General features: G+C 54.8%; 19 protein-coding genes. 11 read left to right on the top strand and 8 right to left on the bottom strand.

Annotated elements, in window-relative coordinates; genetic code table 11:
- Positions 1-11: 11 nt before the first annotated feature.
- From GGE09_RS04580 to GGE09_RS04565, 4 genes are all read right to left on the bottom strand, one after another.
- The gene (locus tag GGE09_RS04580) at positions 12-587 is read right to left on the bottom strand and encodes an AAA family ATPase (protein ID WP_309744301.1); all 576 of its coding nucleotides are present in this window, start codon (positions 585-587) and stop codon (positions 12-14) included.
- On the bottom strand, positions 574-1,221 hold the full coding sequence (gene msrA, locus GGE09_RS04575) for a peptide-methionine (S)-S-oxide reductase MsrA (protein WP_309744299.1): 648 nt from the start codon (positions 1,219-1,221) through the stop codon (positions 574-576). The genes GGE09_RS04580 and msrA overlap by 14 nt, the downstream gene beginning before the upstream one ends.
- Positions 1,222-1,306: 85 nt before the next feature.
- The gene (gene yghU, locus GGE09_RS04570) at positions 1,307-2,182 is read right to left on the bottom strand and encodes a glutathione-dependent disulfide-bond oxidoreductase (protein ID WP_309744298.1); all 876 of its coding nucleotides are present in this window, start codon (positions 2,180-2,182) and stop codon (positions 1,307-1,309) included.
- A 169-nt stretch (positions 2,183-2,351) separates the two neighbouring features.
- Positions 2,352-3,521 (bottom strand): M20 aminoacylase family protein, encoded by a 1,170-nt coding sequence (locus GGE09_RS04565; RefSeq protein WP_309744296.1) that lies wholly within the window; start codon positions 3,519-3,521, stop codon positions 2,352-2,354.
- Positions 3,522-3,565: 44 nt separating this feature from the next.
- Between GGE09_RS04565 and mazG the strand changes: the two genes are divergently transcribed.
- Positions 3,566-4,408 (top strand): nucleoside triphosphate pyrophosphohydrolase, encoded by an 843-nt coding sequence (mazG, locus tag GGE09_RS04560; protein WP_309744294.1) that lies wholly within the window; start codon positions 3,566-3,568, stop codon positions 4,406-4,408.
- 24 nt (positions 4,409-4,432) lie between these two features.
- Here mazG and GGE09_RS04555 read toward each other — a convergent pair whose 3' ends face one another.
- Positions 4,433-5,179, bottom strand: coding sequence for a sulfite exporter TauE/SafE family protein (locus tag GGE09_RS04555; RefSeq protein WP_309744292.1), 747 nt, complete (start codon positions 5,177-5,179; stop codon positions 4,433-4,435).
- A gap of 160 nt (positions 5,180-5,339) precedes the next feature.
- Between GGE09_RS04555 and GGE09_RS04550 the strand changes: the two genes are divergently transcribed.
- Positions 5,340-6,344 (top strand): Fe(3+) ABC transporter substrate-binding protein, encoded by a 1,005-nt coding sequence (locus GGE09_RS04550; RefSeq protein WP_309744290.1) that lies wholly within the window; start codon positions 5,340-5,342, stop codon positions 6,342-6,344.
- Positions 6,345-6,560: 216 nt separating this feature from the next.
- Here the strand turns inward: GGE09_RS04550 and GGE09_RS04545 are convergent, their stop codons facing one another.
- Entirely contained in the window at positions 6,561-7,037 is a 477-nt protein-coding gene (locus GGE09_RS04545) for a hypothetical protein (protein WP_309744288.1), read from the bottom strand.
- A gap of 334 nt (positions 7,038-7,371) precedes the next feature.
- On the opposite strand from GGE09_RS04545, the gene GGE09_RS04540 reads away from it, so the two are divergent.
- Positions 7,372-8,301, top strand: coding sequence for a nucleoside hydrolase (locus tag GGE09_RS04540; RefSeq protein WP_309744286.1), 930 nt, complete (start codon positions 7,372-7,374; stop codon positions 8,299-8,301).
- Between the two features lie 32 nt (positions 8,302-8,333).
- On the opposite strand, the gene GGE09_RS04535 is transcribed toward GGE09_RS04540, so the two are convergent.
- Positions 8,334-9,233, bottom strand: a complete 900-nt coding sequence (locus GGE09_RS04535) for a DMT family transporter (RefSeq protein WP_309744284.1) — start codon at positions 9,231-9,233, stop codon at positions 8,334-8,336.
- A gap of 377 nt (positions 9,234-9,610) precedes the next feature.
- Between GGE09_RS04535 and GGE09_RS04530 the strand changes: the two genes are divergently transcribed.
- From GGE09_RS04530 to GGE09_RS04520, 3 genes are all read left to right on the top strand, one after another.
- Positions 9,611-9,841 (top strand): DUF1127 domain-containing protein, encoded by a 231-nt coding sequence (locus GGE09_RS04530; protein WP_309744282.1) that lies wholly within the window; start codon positions 9,611-9,613, stop codon positions 9,839-9,841.
- A 4-nt stretch (positions 9,842-9,845) separates the two neighbouring features.
- On the top strand, positions 9,846-10,091 hold the full coding sequence (locus GGE09_RS04525; RefSeq protein WP_309744281.1) for a DUF1127 domain-containing protein: 246 nt from the start codon (positions 9,846-9,848) through the stop codon (positions 10,089-10,091).
- Between the two features lie 465 nt (positions 10,092-10,556).
- Complete coding sequence (locus GGE09_RS04520) at positions 10,557-11,807, top strand: sodium:proton antiporter (RefSeq protein ID WP_309744279.1); 1,251 nt, start codon at positions 10,557-10,559, stop codon at positions 11,805-11,807.
- A 41-nt stretch (positions 11,808-11,848) separates the two neighbouring features.
- Here GGE09_RS04520 and GGE09_RS04515 read toward each other — a convergent pair whose 3' ends face one another.
- Entirely contained in the window at positions 11,849-12,403 is a 555-nt protein-coding gene (locus GGE09_RS04515; protein WP_309744277.1) for a manganese efflux pump MntP family protein, read from the bottom strand.
- A 218-nt stretch (positions 12,404-12,621) separates the two neighbouring features.
- Between GGE09_RS04515 and GGE09_RS04510 the strand changes: the two genes are divergently transcribed.
- From GGE09_RS04510 to GGE09_RS04490, 5 genes are all read left to right on the top strand, one after another.
- Positions 12,622-13,041 (top strand): Fur family transcriptional regulator, encoded by a 420-nt coding sequence (locus GGE09_RS04510; protein ID WP_309744275.1) that lies wholly within the window; start codon positions 12,622-12,624, stop codon positions 13,039-13,041.
- A complete protein-coding gene (locus tag GGE09_RS04505) occupies positions 13,038-13,973 on the top strand; it encodes a DMT family transporter (RefSeq protein ID WP_309744273.1) in 936 nt (311 codons plus the stop codon). The genes GGE09_RS04510 and GGE09_RS04505 overlap by 4 nt, the downstream gene beginning before the upstream one ends.
- A 36-nt stretch (positions 13,974-14,009) precedes the next feature.
- Positions 14,010-15,287, top strand: coding sequence for a phosphopyruvate hydratase (eno, locus tag GGE09_RS04500; RefSeq protein WP_309744272.1), 1,278 nt, complete (start codon positions 14,010-14,012; stop codon positions 15,285-15,287).
- A 54-nt stretch (positions 15,288-15,341) separates the two neighbouring features.
- Positions 15,342-15,560 carry a DUF6500 family protein gene (locus tag GGE09_RS04495; RefSeq protein ID WP_309744270.1) on the top strand — a complete coding sequence of 73 codons (219 nt, stop codon included), beginning with the start codon at positions 15,342-15,344 and terminating at the stop codon, positions 15,558-15,560.
- A 104-nt stretch (positions 15,561-15,664) separates the two neighbouring features.
- Complete coding sequence (locus GGE09_RS04490) at positions 15,665-17,179, top strand: DUF2235 domain-containing protein (protein ID WP_309744268.1); 1,515 nt, start codon at positions 15,665-15,667, stop codon at positions 17,177-17,179.
- Positions 17,180-17,244: the final 65 nt, after the last annotated feature.

The raw sequence follows: 17,244 nt of genomic DNA, 5'->3' as shown, positions 1-17,244 counted from the left end.
TTGTGTTCCGATTAGGTGGACCGACCGCCAGCGTCAAGCGCGGCGATGGCCTGCGCCAGTAAATCGGGTTCGGGAATGGCGCTGTCCAGATGGATCACAGGGCACGGCAGCCCCGCCAGAAATGCATCATGGTGTGTTCGGTTACGCCCCGCGAAGTCAGGATCATCATATGAAGCGGCCCAGTCCATAAATCCCTGATGGGCCGCTGCTTCAAAGTTGGACAATCGGGAAAGATCCCCCATGCGCTGGCGTTCCCGTTCGCGTAAGCGGGCCATGCGGGTGTCTGCGTCCAGCGTCAGGAAAATAGCATGTGTCAGGCGAGGGGTTATGCTGTGTCCCCACCCCATTACCGACCCTGCAAAAATCCAGTCGCGGCGCGGTAGAAACAGGGCTTCCATCAGCTTTAAACGGTCGGCGACAAGGCGTTTGGTGACAAAAGGCGGGTCGCTTGGGCACCAGAAAATATCATCTGCATCAAAGACCTGGCTGGATAACGCGCTGGCCAAAGTGCGGGCAAGCGAGGAGGTTCCGCTCCCGCTTGCACCGGTGATTAAAACACGAAAGGGTGCGGCGCTAAGCACCAACACCAATCGGGCAGGTCACACCTGTTCCCCCGATCCCGCAATAGCCCGAGGGGTTCTTGGCCAGATATTGCTGGTGGTAATCCTCGGCATAATAGAAGGTTGGGGCGGGCAGGATTTCGGTGGTGATCGGTCCATAGCCCTTGTCCCGAAGACGGGGCTGGAAGGCCGCTCTGGTTGATTCTGCCAGTGCCTTTTGGTCATCCGAGAACGTATAAATCCCGCTGCGGTACTGGGTGCCGCGATCATTGCCCTGCGCCATGCCTTGGGTCGGATCGTGGCCTTCCCAAAACACAGTTAACAATTGTTCGTAACTGATCACTGACGGATCATAGATCACGCGGACAACTTCGTTGTGCCCTGTTTGGCCGGTGCACACCTCTTGGTAGGTGGCGTTCGGGGTTGATCCGCCCGCATAGCCCACCATGGTCACCCAGACGCCGTCCAGTTTCCAGAACATCCGTTCCACGCCCCAAAAGCAGCCCATGCCAAAAATGGCCTGTTCAAAGCCGTCCGGGATCGGTCCTTTTAACGGGCGTCCGTTGGTAAAGTGCATTTCAGCGGTGGGCAGTTCCATGCTGCGCCCTGGTAAGGCTTCGGCTGCAGTGGGGATGGTCGCGGGTTTGGATGAAAACAACATTACAAATCTCCTGAAAAGGTCTGCAAAAATATAAGACTGTGCAGACGCATTTACCACCCGCCTGCACAGTTCTGTGAAGTTTAACCTACTCGGCTTCAGCAGGTTCCAGTTTGTCTTGGGTGCGCAGATCAAAATCAGACGCATCATGACGTTCGCGCAATTGCTCTTCAAGCGGACCAAAGGCGCGGTTAACCATGCGGCCGCGGATCACGGCTGGACGGGCCGCCACAGCTTTTTGCCAACGTTGCACGTTTTTATAGCTTTCGACGTCAAGGAATTCGCCCGCGTCATAGATTTTGCCCTGTGCCAGCACACCGTACCACGCCCAGATTGCCATATCCGCGATAGAATATTCATCGCCTGCGAAATACTCAACCTCGGCCAAGCGGCGATCCAGCACGTCCAGTTCGCGTTTTACTTCCATGGCAAAGCGGTTGATCGGGTATTCGAATTTTTCCGGTGCATAGGCGTAGAAATGGCCAAAACCACCGCCCAGATACGGGGCAGAGCCCATTTGCCAGAACAACCAGGACAGCGCCTCGGTGCGGGCCGTTGGGTCTTTGGGCAGGAAGGCCCCGAATTTTTCAGCCAGATACAGCAGGATTGACCCGCTTTCAAACACACGTGTGGGTTTGTCGGTGGAATGATCCATCAGGGCTGGAATTTTAGAGTTCGGGTTCACGTCAACAAAGCCGCTGCCAAATTGATTGCCTTCGCCGATGTTGATCAGCCAAGCATCATATTCAGCACCCGTGTGCCCCGCTGCCAGAAGTTCTTCGAGCATGATGGTAACCTTGACGCCATTGGGCGTGGCCAGTGAATAAAGCTGCAACGGGTGCTTGCCCACCTCAAGCTCTTTATCATGGGTCGGCCCAGCAATCGGGCGATTGATGCTGGCGAATTTACCGCCGCTTTCCGCATCCCAAGTCCAGACTTTCGGCGGTACATATTCTTCGGACATAGTCCAACTCCTTCAATGTCATGTTGGCGATTAACCTAGTGCGGCTTGTCGGGAAGGGCAAAGATCAATTTCAGCCTAAAGCGTTTCTTTAAACGGATCCCCCCGCACGGAAATTTAAAAGCGCTCCGCGCGGGGATATTTGCCCCAAAAAGAGGCGGATTGTTCTGTTTTAACTGCCCCCGAGCGGTTGCGCGCGTTCCACGATACGGGCAAAGACCGAGGCACCTATGGGGCTAGCTTCGTCGTTGAAATCATATTTGGTATGATGCAGATAAGCGCTGTCTCCGTTGCCGATGTAGAAATAGGCACCGGGCACTTTTTCTAGCATATACGAGAAATCCTCGGCGCCCATAGTTGGGGCGATGGCGCCATCCACGCGGCTTTCACCCACCACTTCAGCGGCGACGGTGCAGGCGAATTCGGTTTTTGCATCATCGTTGATGGTGGCCGGATATCCGTAGTTGTAAACCAGTTCCGCACTGCCACCCATCATTTCTGCGGTGCCTTTGATGATGGCTTTCATTCGATCGACAACCAAGGTTTGTACATCCTTGTCAAATGTGCGCACGGTTCCTGCCAGCATTGCGGTTTCAGGCACCACGTTGTGGGTGGTTCCCGAGTGGATCTGTGTCAGGGACAGGACCACGGTTTTGATCGGGTCTACGTTGCGAGTCACGATGGATTGCAGATTCTGGTACATGTTTACAGCAATCATCACTGGATCGACGGATTCATGGGGGCTGGCGGCATGGCCACCAGCGCCTGTGATGTGGATTTCAAAATCATCCGCGGCAGCCATCAACGGGCCTTTGCAGGTTTCGATATTACCAAGGGGGGATTTGGGCAGTGAATGTTGACCATAGACCTGTGAAATATTGAACCGCTCGAACATTCCCTCTTCGGCCATAAAACGCCCGCCGCCAGAGCCCTCTTCGCCCGGTTGAAAGATCAGGGCAACGCGACCTGCAAAGTTGCGGGTCTCTGCCAGATATTTCGCAGCGCCCAGCAGCATGGTCGTATGTCCGTCATGGCCACAAGCGTGCATCAACCCGTCAACCGTGCTGGCATAGGGCAAGCCGGTTTCTTCGGGCATGGGCAGCGCATCCATATCCGCGCGCAGGCCGATTGTCGGCCCATCCCCCTGCCCGTTGATGATCCCGACCACACCACTGACACCGATTTTTTCGTGGATTTCATCCACCCCGAAAGCCCGCAGTTTTTCCACCACAAAGGCCGCTGTGTTATGACATTCCATATCCAGTTCCGGATTGGCGTGAATATGTTGCCGCCATTCCTTCATCTCTTCAAAATACTCTGCAATACGGTTGATAACGGCCATGGTTTCTGGTCTCCTTTTGGCCAGACTATCAGGAACCCAGCCCTATGAGTAAAGACCAAACCGCCTCGCAATCTCTTTGTCTTGATCCAAACGGCGGATTGCCCCGTTTGCTGGAAATCATGGCACGGTTGCGTGATCCAGAAACCGGCTGCCCGTGGGATATTGAACAGAATTACACCACGATTGTGCCCTATACGATCGAAGAGGCCTACGAGGTCGCCGATGCTATCGAACAGGGCGACATGGCCGAGTTGGAAGGCGAGTTGGGCGATCTGCTGTTGCAGGTGGTCTATTACACGCAGATGGGGGGTGAGGACGGACATTTCACCTTTGAAACCGTCACCAAAGCCATCGCCGATAAGATGATCCACCGCCATCCCCATGTATTTGGCGCAGAATCGCGGGATAAATCTGCACAGCAACAAACCGCCGACTGGGAAAAGATCAAAGCAGCTGAACGCGCTGCAAAAGGGCAAACCAAACCCCGCACGTTGGACGGGGTGGCCCGCAATTTGCCGGCCCTGACCCGCGCCGTAAAACTGCAAAAACGCGCTGCAAGGGTCGGGTTTGACTGGCCTGAAACCACGCAGGTTCTGGATAAAATCAAGGAAGAATCCGCTGAATTGATCGAGGCCGCAGACACCCTGCCCCATGACAAACAAGTGGAGGAATTCGGCGATCTGATGTTTGTAATGGCCAACCTTGGCCGCCACCTGAACATCGACCCCGAAGAGGCCCTGCGTGCCGCCAACCGCAAGTTTACCCGTCGCTTTGAATACATCGAAGATGCGCTGGAAAAGCGCGGCAAAACCCCGGCCCAATCCAATCTGACAGAAATGGACGGGCTATGGGATCAGGCGAAACTTGCAGAAAAATCTAAACCCTGACAGGCCTCTTTAGAGCCTAAATACCTAAAACAACTTTGCAAAAAACACCGCGCTCATGGTTAATCCAACCACGATCACAATGGCCCGCACCGCTGATTTCGGCAGCACGCGGGCCACGGGCGCGCCTGCGTAACCACCAAGCGTCGCCGCTACCATCATAATCACCGCTTGGGGCCATTCCACCAAACCGCTGATTGCAAAAGCCGCCACAGAAATCGCCGATAGCGCAAAGGACAGACCGTTCTTCAGCCCATTCATTTCGTGAATATTGGTCATCCCCCACAGGGAAAACAGCGCCAGCAAGACGATCCCCAAACCGCCGTTAAAATAGCCGCCATAAATACTGACAAAGAACAGCCCGGCCGTGCCAAACGGCGTGACCGCGCGGGATTTCTGTGCAGCCCAGTCGCGGATTTGATCGCCGAACCAAAAGGCCAAAGTGGCAGCCAGCAGCAGGAAGGGTACGACAACGGCAAATGCCTCGTTTGAGGATACAACCAGCAGCAAGGCCCCAACCAATCCGCCCGCCAAAGTGACCAGCGTCAGGCGCACCATTTTGCGGCGATCAAAGGCTTTCAGTTCAGCCCCAAACCCAACGGCCCCCGCCAGATACCCCGGAAAAACTGCAACCGCAGAGGTGGCATTGCCCACCACCGGCGGAATGCCGGTGAAAACCAGCGCGGGAAAGGTCAGGAACGTGCCCCCGCCAGCAATAGTGTTCAATACGCCAGCCCCGAAGGCGGCCACGATCAAAAGGATATAGTCAGTCATACCCCTCCCTTAGCGGCAACAGCGCAGGCTTGCCATACTCTATTGTGCACGCTCAATACGCGACAGGTTGCCATTATTCCGAGCTTTTCGCTCATCTATTGACCCGACTAAATTAGTCATATTAAAAAGCGCTACCGAAACTCAGACAGGATTCGTACCTATGAAATTCATCAGCGCCCTCGCAGTTTCTGCTGCGACTTTGGCGAGCGCCCCCGCTTTTGCCGACATCACCGTCTATTCCTATCGCCAGCCAGAACTGGTGTCGCCGCTGTTGGACGCTTTCAGCAAAGAAACCGGAATTGAAACAAATCTGGTCTTCCTGAACAAAGGTATGATCGAAAAACTTCAGGCCGAGGGCGACCGTTCCCCTGCTGATCTGGTGATGACCGTTGATATTTCCCGCCTGCAAGCGCTGGTGGATGCGGGTGTGACCCAGCCTGTGGTGTCTGAAACTCTGAACGCCAATATCCCCGCAGAATTCCGCAATGCAGACGGCCAATGGTTCGGCCTGACGTCGCGTGCGCGGATTGTTTATGCGTCCAAAGATCGTGTGAAAGACGGCGACGTCACCACCTACGAAGACCTTGCCTCGGACAAGTGGAAAGGGCGTATTTGTATCCGCTCTGGCACCAATGCCTATAACCTTGCGCTGGCTTCTGCGATGATCGCACATCACGGCGAAGAGGGTGCAAAAACCTGGCTTGAAGGGTTGAAATCCAACCTTGCGCGCAAACCTTCGGGCAATGATCGCAGTCAGGTTAAAGCGATCCACGCGGGGGAATGTGATATTTCCTTGGGCAACACTTATTACATGAAACAAATGCTGGAAGACCCCGATCAAGTTGCTTGGGCCGATTCCGTGCGGATCGTATTCCCTGTATTTGAGGAAGGTGGGACCCACGTGAACCTGTCTGGCGTTGCGTTGACCAAAGCCGCACCAAACAAAGAGCAAGCGATCCAGTTGATGGAATGGCTTTCGTCTGAGGAAGCCCAAGAAATCTATGCGCAAGTAAACGGCGAATACCCGTTGAAAGAGGGCACCGAGGCCTCTGATCTGGTCAAAGGTTGGGGCACATTCACACCGGACAACAAACCGCTGGGTGAAATCGCCAAACTGCGCCCTGCCTCGTTGAAACTGATGGAATCGGTTGATTTCGACGGCTAAGCCCGCGCGAACTAAGATAGACGACTACAGAATAGCGCCCCGCACATCACGGAGCCATTCCAAGTTTAAGACACGGGCGGAGAGTTTTCTCACCGCCCGTTTTTTTAAGATGATTACACGGCATGTAAGTGGGTTTCGGCCCGCTGATGAAATGCCATCAGTTGCGTCAAAATGCTGAAGTCAAATGTCTGGTCCGAGCCCAAAGTGTCGTATGAATTATGGCGTGAGTACCACAGTGCATGTTTCAGCTAGTTCATTGTGCAGAAGGTCATTGTGCAGAAGGTCATTTAGCTGCCTTCCTGCTGTTACGCAGCGATCTGAGAAGTCATTGACGTCATTGATGGTTAATTCGCAGCCATGCCTAAACAGGCGCTGATCTCCGTTTGTTGCAGTCCCCGGCTTTCCGTGCATTTTGGCGTTTCGGTCAGGAACAATTGCTTTAAACTCGTCTGCAAACGAGAGAGCTTTTGCGCGAAGATTTTCGTCCAAAATCCGCAAAAACAATAACATAAGGTCCTTTGCAATAGTGCCCGCAGTCATTCTTGCCGGCTCAATAGTCTGAATGTAATTCGTCTGCAATCTATGACAGCACCACACCGCGTTCCATTCGAGCCGCGCGAAGGCGACGGCAGCTAATCCAATTGCATGAAAATAATCGAGGTCCTGCGGAACTAGAAGCCTGTCATCGCTCATGATCAAAAAATCCCATCAATCGACAGATTACATTATAATAGGAGAAAATCTCTAACAACAAGCCAAGGAACGGCAGCTTAGTTCCCCATAACAGACCAACACAATACGCACGCCCCCCGATTTTATGTTCCAAAAGCCGCCATTCAATGAATGTTCAAACGCCCTGTCTGTTTGTTTCTTAGGAAGAAGGATATCGTTGCAATTCGGGCGTAGATTCAAAAATCTGCCAGCTTGCCAGCCGAAAGGGCTCAAAGGCCTATGTCCGACCGAACGGAATGTCCCTGTTTGTCACGGGGCGCTTTTTATTTTGCAGTCGTTGCGCTAGAGCTTTGCTATGACACGTAAAATCATCATCGACACAGATCCCGGCCAAGACGACGCTGTTGCGATCCTCTTGGCGCTCGCCAGCCCTGAACTGCAGGTTCTGGGCATCACCGCTGTGGCTGGTAATGTGCCGCTGGCGCTGACCGAATTGAACACACGTAAGGTTCTGGAACTGGCCGGGCGGCCTGATATTCCCGTCTATGCGGGCTGCGATGGTCCGATGGACCGCCCGTTGGTTACCGCCGAACACGTACATGGGCGCACGGGGCTGGACGGGCCAGACCTGCCTGATCCGCAGATAGCCCTGCAGGAACAGCACGGCGTCGACTATATAATAGAGACCTTGCGAAATACGCCTGATGTTACGCTGTGCCCGCTGGGACCGCTGACCAATATCGCCACCGCCCTGACCCGTGCGCCCGACATCAAAGCCAACATCCGTGAAATCGTTTTGATGGGGGGCGGCTATTTTGAAGGCGGCAATATTACCCCTGCGGCGGAATTCAACGTCTATGTTGACCCAACGGCGGCGGATATTGTGCTGCGTTCGGGCGTGGCTGTGACGATGATCCCGCTCGATTGCACCCATCAGGCCCTAACCACAGCGCCCCGCATCGCTGCCTTTCGCGCCATGACCAACCGTGCTGGCCCTGCGGTGGCTGAACTAACCGATTTCTTTGAACGTTTTGACAAAGAAAAATACGGATCAGATGGCGCGCCGCTGCATGATCCTTGTGTGATCGCCTATCTGCTGCGCCCTGACCTGTTTCACAGCCGCCTGATCAATGTGACGGTGGAAACCCAATCCCCCCTGACGCTGGGCGCGACGGTTGCGGATTGGTGGCGGGTTACAGACCGCGCCCCGAACGTCACCTTTGTGCGCAGTCTGGATGCGGATGGCTTTTTTGATCTGCTAATCGAGCGGATTGCCACGCTCTGACCCGAACCACCCTAGAATCGGCTTTCGGCGGGTCAGCGCGGTAAGGTCTTCGCGCTTGGTTTGTGGTTGATCAGAACAATCCCCGCGCTGACCAGCACCAGCGCGCCGATGATCCAGATGGTAATCACCTCGCCCAATATCAGCCAGCCCAGCAACACGCCGAACAGCGGCGCCAGAAACCCGAAACTGGCCATTTCCGAGGCAGGGTATTTCGACAAAACCCAAAACCATGTGGAAAAGCCAAAGCCCACCACGACAATTGCCTGAAACAGTAAAATCCCCCAGTGGACCGGTTGCAGATCCCGGATTTGATCGCCGATCAGATAGGCGGCAGGGATCAGCACGATGGCCGACACCACAAGTTGATACAACAACTGCATTTCAGGCACTGCGCGTTTCATCGGCGTGACGCGGGCCACCAGCCCGACCGCCGCCCATAACATCGCACCCGCAATGCAATAGATGTCGCCCAACAGCTCATTCTGGCCGCCATCCCGTCCCCACATGGCAACGATCACACCGCCCACCGCCAGCGCCAAGCCAATGATCTTGTTGCGGGTCAGGCGTTCTACGGGGATCAGGAAATGCGCGCCCAGCGTCATCCAGACCGGCATTGTATAAAACAGCACCGAAACCCGGGCGACGGATGAATAATCAATTGCCAAAAACAACATCAGGAATTCGATCGCAAACAGAACGCCCGCAAAGATGCCCCAGCCCAGACTGCCATCGCGGATGGTGAGTTTGCGTTTGAACAGCAGCGCCAGAATTAGAACCGGCAGCACGGCAATGGCGCTGCGCAATCCGGCTTGCAAGGCGGGGTGCATGCCAACCGCGACGATTTTCACCAGAACCTGATTCAAGCCCAGTAGCAAAGACACTGTCACCAGCAGGCTGGCCCCAAGGGCATCAACCCGATCTTTCTGTTCCATATGTAGAAGCCCCCCGTTTGTGGCGCACCACATCACGCAATGACTCGGTTGGCAATTCGCAAATCACTGCTGTGCCGAATCCTATTGTCAGGGAATATCGGTTAACGCGCCGAAGGCCGTGTGATCACAAAATGCCCGATTTGTGATCACTAAAATGAGAGCCCATTCAAAACCTGATGAATCGACAGGCAGAATGCCGTAAATTAGCCCGTAAATACGGCGCTAAATGCATAAAACCGCTTATTTCCACCCAAAGTGACTTTCCATTTATGCATACCCCCTTTGCGCAGAGAAGCGTTGTAACCAGCTAGGATCATTCATATTGTTGCATTGCAGCAAGAAATTCTGCGCTGCAGCATAAAAAAGGAAAGTCGAAAATGTCGATCTCAACAACACAAAACATCACAGCACTCGGCGACCTGAAGCACAAAATCGCCTCTGCGTTCATCGCAACGTCCGAGAGCCTGTCCACGTACAAACGCAAACGCCGTGTGTACAACACAACATTCACCGAGCTTGCAGGTCTGACGACCCGCGAACTTGCAGACCTCGGCTTTAGCCGCGGTGACATCCGACGCATTGCCCGTGAAGCGGCAGAATTGGCTTAATCAAATGAAAACTATTTCCTACGATACTCACTCCGCAGCTCCTTTTACACAAACACGTGTATGGGCCTTTGAAACACTGTCATCCGGTTGGACTGGCTTTAAAACAAAATCAGCAACGGCGATCAAACGCTTGCAAACCGCCCGCATGGTCACTGCCCTGCAATCCATGAGCGATGAGCAGCTTGATCTGATCGGCCTGGCACGTGCGGACATCCGCGCACATGCTGAAAAGCTGATTGCAGAAGAATAAGCAGGGACCTCCATCTCTGCTGCAGAAATTAGCGGGGTCCTATGATAACCCGCTAATACTAAACGGTCGTTCCTCCCAGATCCCGTTTTGTACAGATGCCAACACCTCTACCTCCTCCCAGAGGTGTTGGCATTCCAGAATTAAGAATACCGAACGGTCGTTCCTCCCAGATCCCGTTTTGTACAAATGCCAGCACCTCTACCTCCTCCCAGAGGTGCTGGCGTTCCAGAAATAAGAATACTGAACGGTCGTTCCTCCCAGATCCCGTTTCGTACAAATGCCAGCACCTCTACCTCCTCCCAGAGGTGCTGGCATTCCAGAATTAAGAATACTGAACGGTCGTTCCTCCCAGATCCCGTTTTGTACAAATGCTAACACCCCTACCTCCTCCCAGGGGTGTTAGCATCTTCCTTCCTTGCCCCGCTAATGCTACATCCCCCCTGAATACCAGCAGGAACAGGCATTATGAACGAACTCCAGATTGCATCCCTTTTAATCGTCCTTGCGGGCGTATTCGGTTCGATAAACTATCTGGTTTTCAAACTGCCCTCTGCCATCGGCATTCTGGTTGTCGCCTTATTGGCCTCAATCGCCATCATGGCGGCAGATGCATTTTACCCCGCCTTTGGCGTGCGCGAGACAGTGCGCGGCTTTGTGATTGATCTGGAGTTTTCTTCTGCCCTGCTGGAAGGCATGTTGGGCCTTCTGCTGTTTGCGGGCGCGCTACATGTAAAACTGGGGGATTTGCGGCAACAAGCGTGGATTGTGGTGCTGATGGCGACCATCGGCGTTGGTCTGTCCACGGCCATTGTCGGCAGCACCATTGCCTTTGCGCTTGGGGTTCCGTTGATGATTGCGCTGGTGTTCGGGGCGCTGATTTCGCCCACCGATCCCGTAGCTGTACTGGGTGTGTTGCGCGAAGCAAACCTGCGCAAGGAACTGGAAACCAAGATCGCAGGGGAAAGCCTGTTTAACGACGGCGTGGCCTATGTGGTTTTCCTGATTCTTGTGGGAATCGCCTTTCCATCAGGGCACGACACCCATGGCTCCAGCCTAAGCGATGCTTTCCTGCTGTTCGGGCAAGAGGCCTTTGGCGGCGCGGCTCTGGGCGGGATCTTAGGCTATGTCACCTTTGCCGTGATGCGCCGCATCGACGATTACCCGCTAGAGGTTCTGTTGTCCCTTGGCCTGGCGTTCGGCGGCTATCAACTGGCCACGTATTTCCATCTGTCCGGCCCGATCTTCGCCGTAGTGGCTGGCCTGTTCATCGGCGATGTGGGCGTAAAATATGGCATGTCCGAAATCACCCGCAAATATCTGGATGCGTTCTGGTCGCTGATTGACGAAATCCTGAACGCCATCCTGTTCCTGCTGATCGGCGTCGAAGTCTTTGCCGTTGCTTTCAGCATCGACGCGCTGTGGGGCGGGGTTTTGGCCATTGTGGTGGCGCTGTTTGGCCGGTTGGTGGCAGTTTCTGTGCCGATCCTGATGATCAAACCCTTCCAGTCCTTCCCCCGCGATGTGATTCCGATCATGACTTGGGGCGGGCTGAAGGGCGGGATTTCCGTCGCTTTGGTTTTGACTTTGCCCGACAGCGAATGGAAACCGCTGTTGTTGACCATGACCTATGTGGTTGTGCTGTTCAGTATTATCGTCCAAGGCCTGACAATCGCACCACTGGCGCGGCGTTTGGGCCGCACACCGGATTTACTGTAAACTTTAGATATTCACCCGCAGGCTAGGCGTCATCTTTTCGCCTAGCCGCCCAGATGTTCCGCCAATATCGCAACGCCCAACCCAAGCAATGCCACACCCGCACAAACCTCGGCGGCGCGGCCAAACTTTGCGCCGAGCACGTGGCCCAGCATCATGCCCGCTGTTGATGCCGCTGTGGTTGTAAGCCCCACCGCGATAGCCACCAGCACGATATTCACGTTTAGCACTGCCAAAGACACACCAACCACCATCGCGTCGATAGAGGTTCCGATCGCCGCAAGGATCACGCCCCACCCACTGCGGGCGGTGGCCACCTCGTCTTTACGGCGCAACGCGTGCAAGGCCATGCGAATACCAACGCCCCCCAGCAGCACGAATGCAATCCAGTGATCAAAAGCCGCCACATGTTTCGCCGCCGCCAGACCGATGGCCCAGCCGATGATCGGCGTGGCCGCTTCGATCAGGCCAAAGATCATCCCGACCCCAAGCGCCGCCGCAAATCCCCGCTGCCGCGCCGCAGCGCCCTGACCCAGAGAAACCACAAAAGCATCTGCCGAAAGGCCAATCGCCAACAATCCAAGTGCAACAGGGGTCATAATCATTCCTTCAACAGGCTTCTGACCCTCCGCATATAAGAATCGCAAAATAAGTCAATAAAAACAGTTGCATATGAGAATGATACGCAACTACAGCTTATCTGATATCCGCTCAATTGCGCCCATTGCGCGACCCTTTAACGCTAACAACACACGTTATCAGGGTTGCACCAAACGTGAGGGCCGCTAAAACCGCTCTCAACCAAGGGGACTCGGCTATGACATCACCCACAATCATCGAACGGTGCGAATCTGCGGGCTTGCGCATGACGGAACAACGTCGCGTGATTGCACGTGTCTTGCAAGCCTCTGAAGACCACCCCGATGTGGAAGAACTCTACGCCCGCGCTTCGGCTGTGGATGCGGGAATTTCCATCGCTACGGTTTATCGCACGGTGAAACTATTCGAAGAATCCGGCATTCTGGAACGGCTGGAATTCGGCGATGGCCGCGCTCGGTACGAGGATGCAGAACGGGACCACCACGACCATTTGATTGACCTGCATTCCGGAGAGGTTATCGAATTCGTTGACCCCGAAATAGAAGAATTGCAAGAACGTATCGCGGCCAAGTTGGGCTATGACCTGCGGGGTCACAAGCTGGAACTGTACGGCGTGCCCACCAAGGCGAAAAAGTGAACAAACCACCCGCCAGTGATACGTTACGCGCGATCCTGTTGATGATCCTGTCAATGGCAGCTTTTGCGACGACGGATATGTTCGTCAAGCTGGCGTCCTATACCCTGCCCGCCTCACAAGTGCTGTTTTCCATGGGGGTTGGCGGCACCCTTTTGTTCGGCGCATTGACCAAAGCTGGCGGCACGCCTGTCTTGTCCCGCCGTATCTTTCATCCCGCAATCCTGTGCCGTGGCGTGGCCGAAATCGTCGCCACCTGCGGTTTTCTGATGGCGCTGACCCTGCTGCCGTTTTCCACCGCCTCGTCCATTTTGCAGGTCACACCGTTGCTGGTGACCCTTGGCGCGGCGCTGTTCCTGCGCGAATCCGTTAGCTGGCGCCGCTGGAGCGCGGTTTTTGTCGGGCTTAGCGGTGTCTTGATCATCCTCAACCCTTTTGCCAGCACCACAGCCGACCACCCCGCCTTTTTCTCGGCAGGATCATTGCTGGCGATTATCGGCGTTTTTGGGCTGGCAGGGCGGGATCTGGCCACTCGGTTCATTCCCAAAGACGTGCCAACAATGCAGGCGTCCACTTGGGGCTTTACCACCGTAGCGATGGCGGGCGTCATCCTGTCGTTGTTTGGCACCCCTTGGGTCAAACCCGATCTTGTCACCATTGCTGAAATCTTTGGTTTGGTCGGATTTGCAGGCATCGGCTATTTCTGCATCACATCAGCCATGCGCATGGGGGATGTTTCCGCCGTAGCCCCCTTCCGCTATTCCCGTATCATTTTTGCCTTCACCCTGTCTGTGGTGGTATTTGGCGAAACCCTGACCGCGCAAACCCTTGTTGGGGCTGCTGTTATCGTCACCGCAGGCCTGTACGTCTGGCTGCGCGAGCGCAAAATGACCAAGCCGCGCCAACCTGTAACCACAACGGGTATTATCCCGTGACCCTTCACGACACGAAATCGAAAAGAGGACTTTAACATGACCGCTATTATCGAAATCACCGGACGCGAAATTCTCGACAGCCGGGGCAACCCTACCGTCGAAGTAGACATTCTGCTAGAAGACGGCACATGGGGCCGCGCGGCTGTGCCCTCGGGTGCCTCTACCGGCGCGCACGAAGCGGTTGAATTGCGTGACGGCGATGCGGGCCGCTATCAGGGCAAAGGTGTTCTGAAAGCCGTCGAAGCCGTAAACGGTGAAATCGCCGAGGCTTTGCTGGGCGTGGATGCCACACGTCAGTTGGTGATCGACAATATCATGATTGATCTGGACGGCACCGAAAACAAATCCCGCCTTGGTGCCAACGCCATTCTGGGCGTGTCCATGGCTGTGGCCAAAGCGGCAGCGCAAACCCTGAACCAATCCCTGTACCGCTATATCGGCGGCACCTCTGCGCGCTGGTTGCCCGTTCCGATGATGAATATCATCAACGGCGGCGAACATGCGGACAACCCGATCGACATTCAAGAATTCATGATCATGCCAGTGTCTGCGCCCAATGTGCGTGAAGCGATCCGCATGGGCGCCGAAGTGTTCCACACACTGAAAAAAGAGCTGTCCGCAGCGGGTCACAACACAGGTGTCGGCGATGAAGGCGGCTTTGCACCGAACCTGAGCTCCACCACGGATGCGCTGGATTTCATTATGAAGTCGGTCGAAAAAGCAGGCTACCGCCCGGGCGAAGACATCTACCTTGCACTGGATTGTGCGGCGTCCGAATATTACGAAGACGGGCTTTACAACTTCAAAGGCGAAGGCAAAAAGCTGTCTTCTGGTGAAAATGCCGAATACCTTGAAAACCTGGTAAACCAATACCCGATCATTTCGATCGAGGATGGTATGGACGAAGACGATTGGGACGGCTGGAAAACACTGACAGACAAAATCGGTGACCGCTGCCAGTTGGTGGGCGACGACCTGTTCGTAACCAACACCAAGCGCCTGTCCCAAGGCATAGACAAGGGCTGCGCCAACTCGATCCTTGTGAAGGTGAACCAGATCGGCACGCTGACTGAAACGCTGGAAGCTGTGGATATGGCCACACGCAACGGGTTCACTTCGGTGATGTCCCACCGTTCGGGCGAAACCGAAGATGCGACCATCGCCGATCTGGCGGTTGCCACAAACTGCGGCCAGATCAAAACAGGATCTTTGGCGCGGTCTGACCGGCTCGCGAAATACAACCAGTTGATCCGGATTGAGGAAATGCTGGGCGACGTGGCGCTGTATGCCGGAAAATCCGTCCTGCGCGGCTGACTTTAACGGATCGGGCGGAGTGTCTGCCCGATCCCTTCCAATACGGATACCCTGATGCGCCAATGCCTGCGGGACAAAATCATCTCCGTTTGCGATGCGAAAATTGCACAAAAGGGCGAGGGCGTTGGCCTGTCGTTTTACGCGTTTTTCGCCAATAGAAACACGGACCCTACGCTTTTGATGGAAGCGGCGGAATGGTGGATAAAAACACACCAACTCGACCATTTTGAAAAAGCCGTCAAAATTCGCGACATGGTCCGTGCAGGGCAATAGACAGCCCCGCCCTATTCAACTCATCATAAATTTGTTAAACTCTGCTCCATTATAAGTAGCGCATCCTATTTCCGCGCGCCCGAATTTTTCAGGAGAGTTTGATCATGGCCAATCTGGTTATTTGTTGTGATGGCACGTGGAACACGCCCGATAATAAAGACGGCGATTTGCCTGCCCCGACCAATGTTTACAAGTTCTACAAATCTCTCGCCAAGGCTGACGCTGATGGCACACCGCAAAAGAAATTCTACCGTGCGGGGGTGGGCACCACGGGCAAATGGATTGAACGGTTTCAGGGCGGCGGCTTTGGTGACGGCATCCGTCACGATATCGAATCCGGCTACAAAGCCTTGGCCGACCGCTATGAACCGGGCGATAAAGTCTATTTGATCGGCTTTTCTCGCGGGGCATTTGCCGCCCGCAGCCTGTCAGGATTGATCACCCGCTGCCACCTGCCTGCCTTTGCCAACAGCGACATCCCCGAGGGCAAACGCTGGGATATCATCCACCGCGCGTTTGAATTGTATCAAAACCCCGAAAGCCAGGTGCCGCTGTCAGGCGTGCCACTGCACGAAAACCCGCCCATCGAGTTTTTGGGCGTCTGGGATACGGTCGGCGCCTTGGGCGTACCCGAGGAGTTTCGCTGGCTTTGGGGCAAAGAGGACCGCACAAAATACCGGTTCTACGACACGAAACTGTCTAAAAACGTGCGCATCGCCCGCCAAGCCCTTGCCATAGACGAACGCCGTCAAATTTTTGAACCCACTCTTTGGACGGAATATGCTGCCGGACAAGACGTGGAGCAGATCTGGTTTCCCGGTGTCCACGCAGACGTGGGCGGCGGCTATTCCGACTGCCGTTTGGGGAATATCACGCTCGACTGGATGATAGGAGAGTCGCAGAAACGTGGATTGGCCTTTGAGAAGGGTTTTCTGGAACAAATCACAGGCGACGAACAGGGGTTGGTGCATGAAAGCGTCACATCCGTCTTTCGCAGAATGCGTCTGAGGCCCCGCGCCGTGCCGAATTTCAACGATCCCCAGCACGCCCGCACAGTCCACGGAGCCGCCCGCAACCGGCAGGAGTTTCCCCCACTCGCCCAGCCGGAATATTGGGACACCCGTGCCATCGCCCCGAACACTCCGATGGATGTGCGGGTTCACGCACGCAAAAGATGGTGCCCAACGGGTCTTTTTCTGAAAAAGGGCGTGACCTATAGTTTTGCCGCGCAAGGCCAGTGGAAAGACAAAAACATTGAATGCGGGCCTGAGGGGAATGCATCAAATTTTGCACATTTTTCTGCCCCCATAGCAGTATTCATCGAGCTTTTGGAAACCCGCGAACGCTGGATCCAACGCAAACTGCCAACTGTGGACTACCCTATCACACGGCGGCACAATGATATGCCGTGGTTTGCCCTTGTGGGCTGCATTGCCAATGGCGGCGGGGCAAACAGCCCGTCGCAAGAGGTACACCAGCACGAATCCTTTCTGATCGGCACAGGCTGCACCCACACCCCGAAACAAGACGGGTTTTTATACTGTTATCCCAATGACGCATGGCACCATTACCGCAATAATGCCGGATCAATGGACCTGACTATCACCCTAACGGGTTAAGCCAACGTTAATCCCACAGACATAATCCCGCGCAGACTAAGTTTCGTTAAATTACTGTTGCACTG

The organism is Roseobacter sp. N2S (assembly GCF_031454055.1).
In the GTDB taxonomy this organism is placed as follows: domain Bacteria; phylum Pseudomonadota; class Alphaproteobacteria; order Rhodobacterales; family Rhodobacteraceae; genus Amylibacter.
Note: the sequence above shows the minus strand (reverse complement) of the source record. Positions and strands in the feature narration are given on the sequence as shown.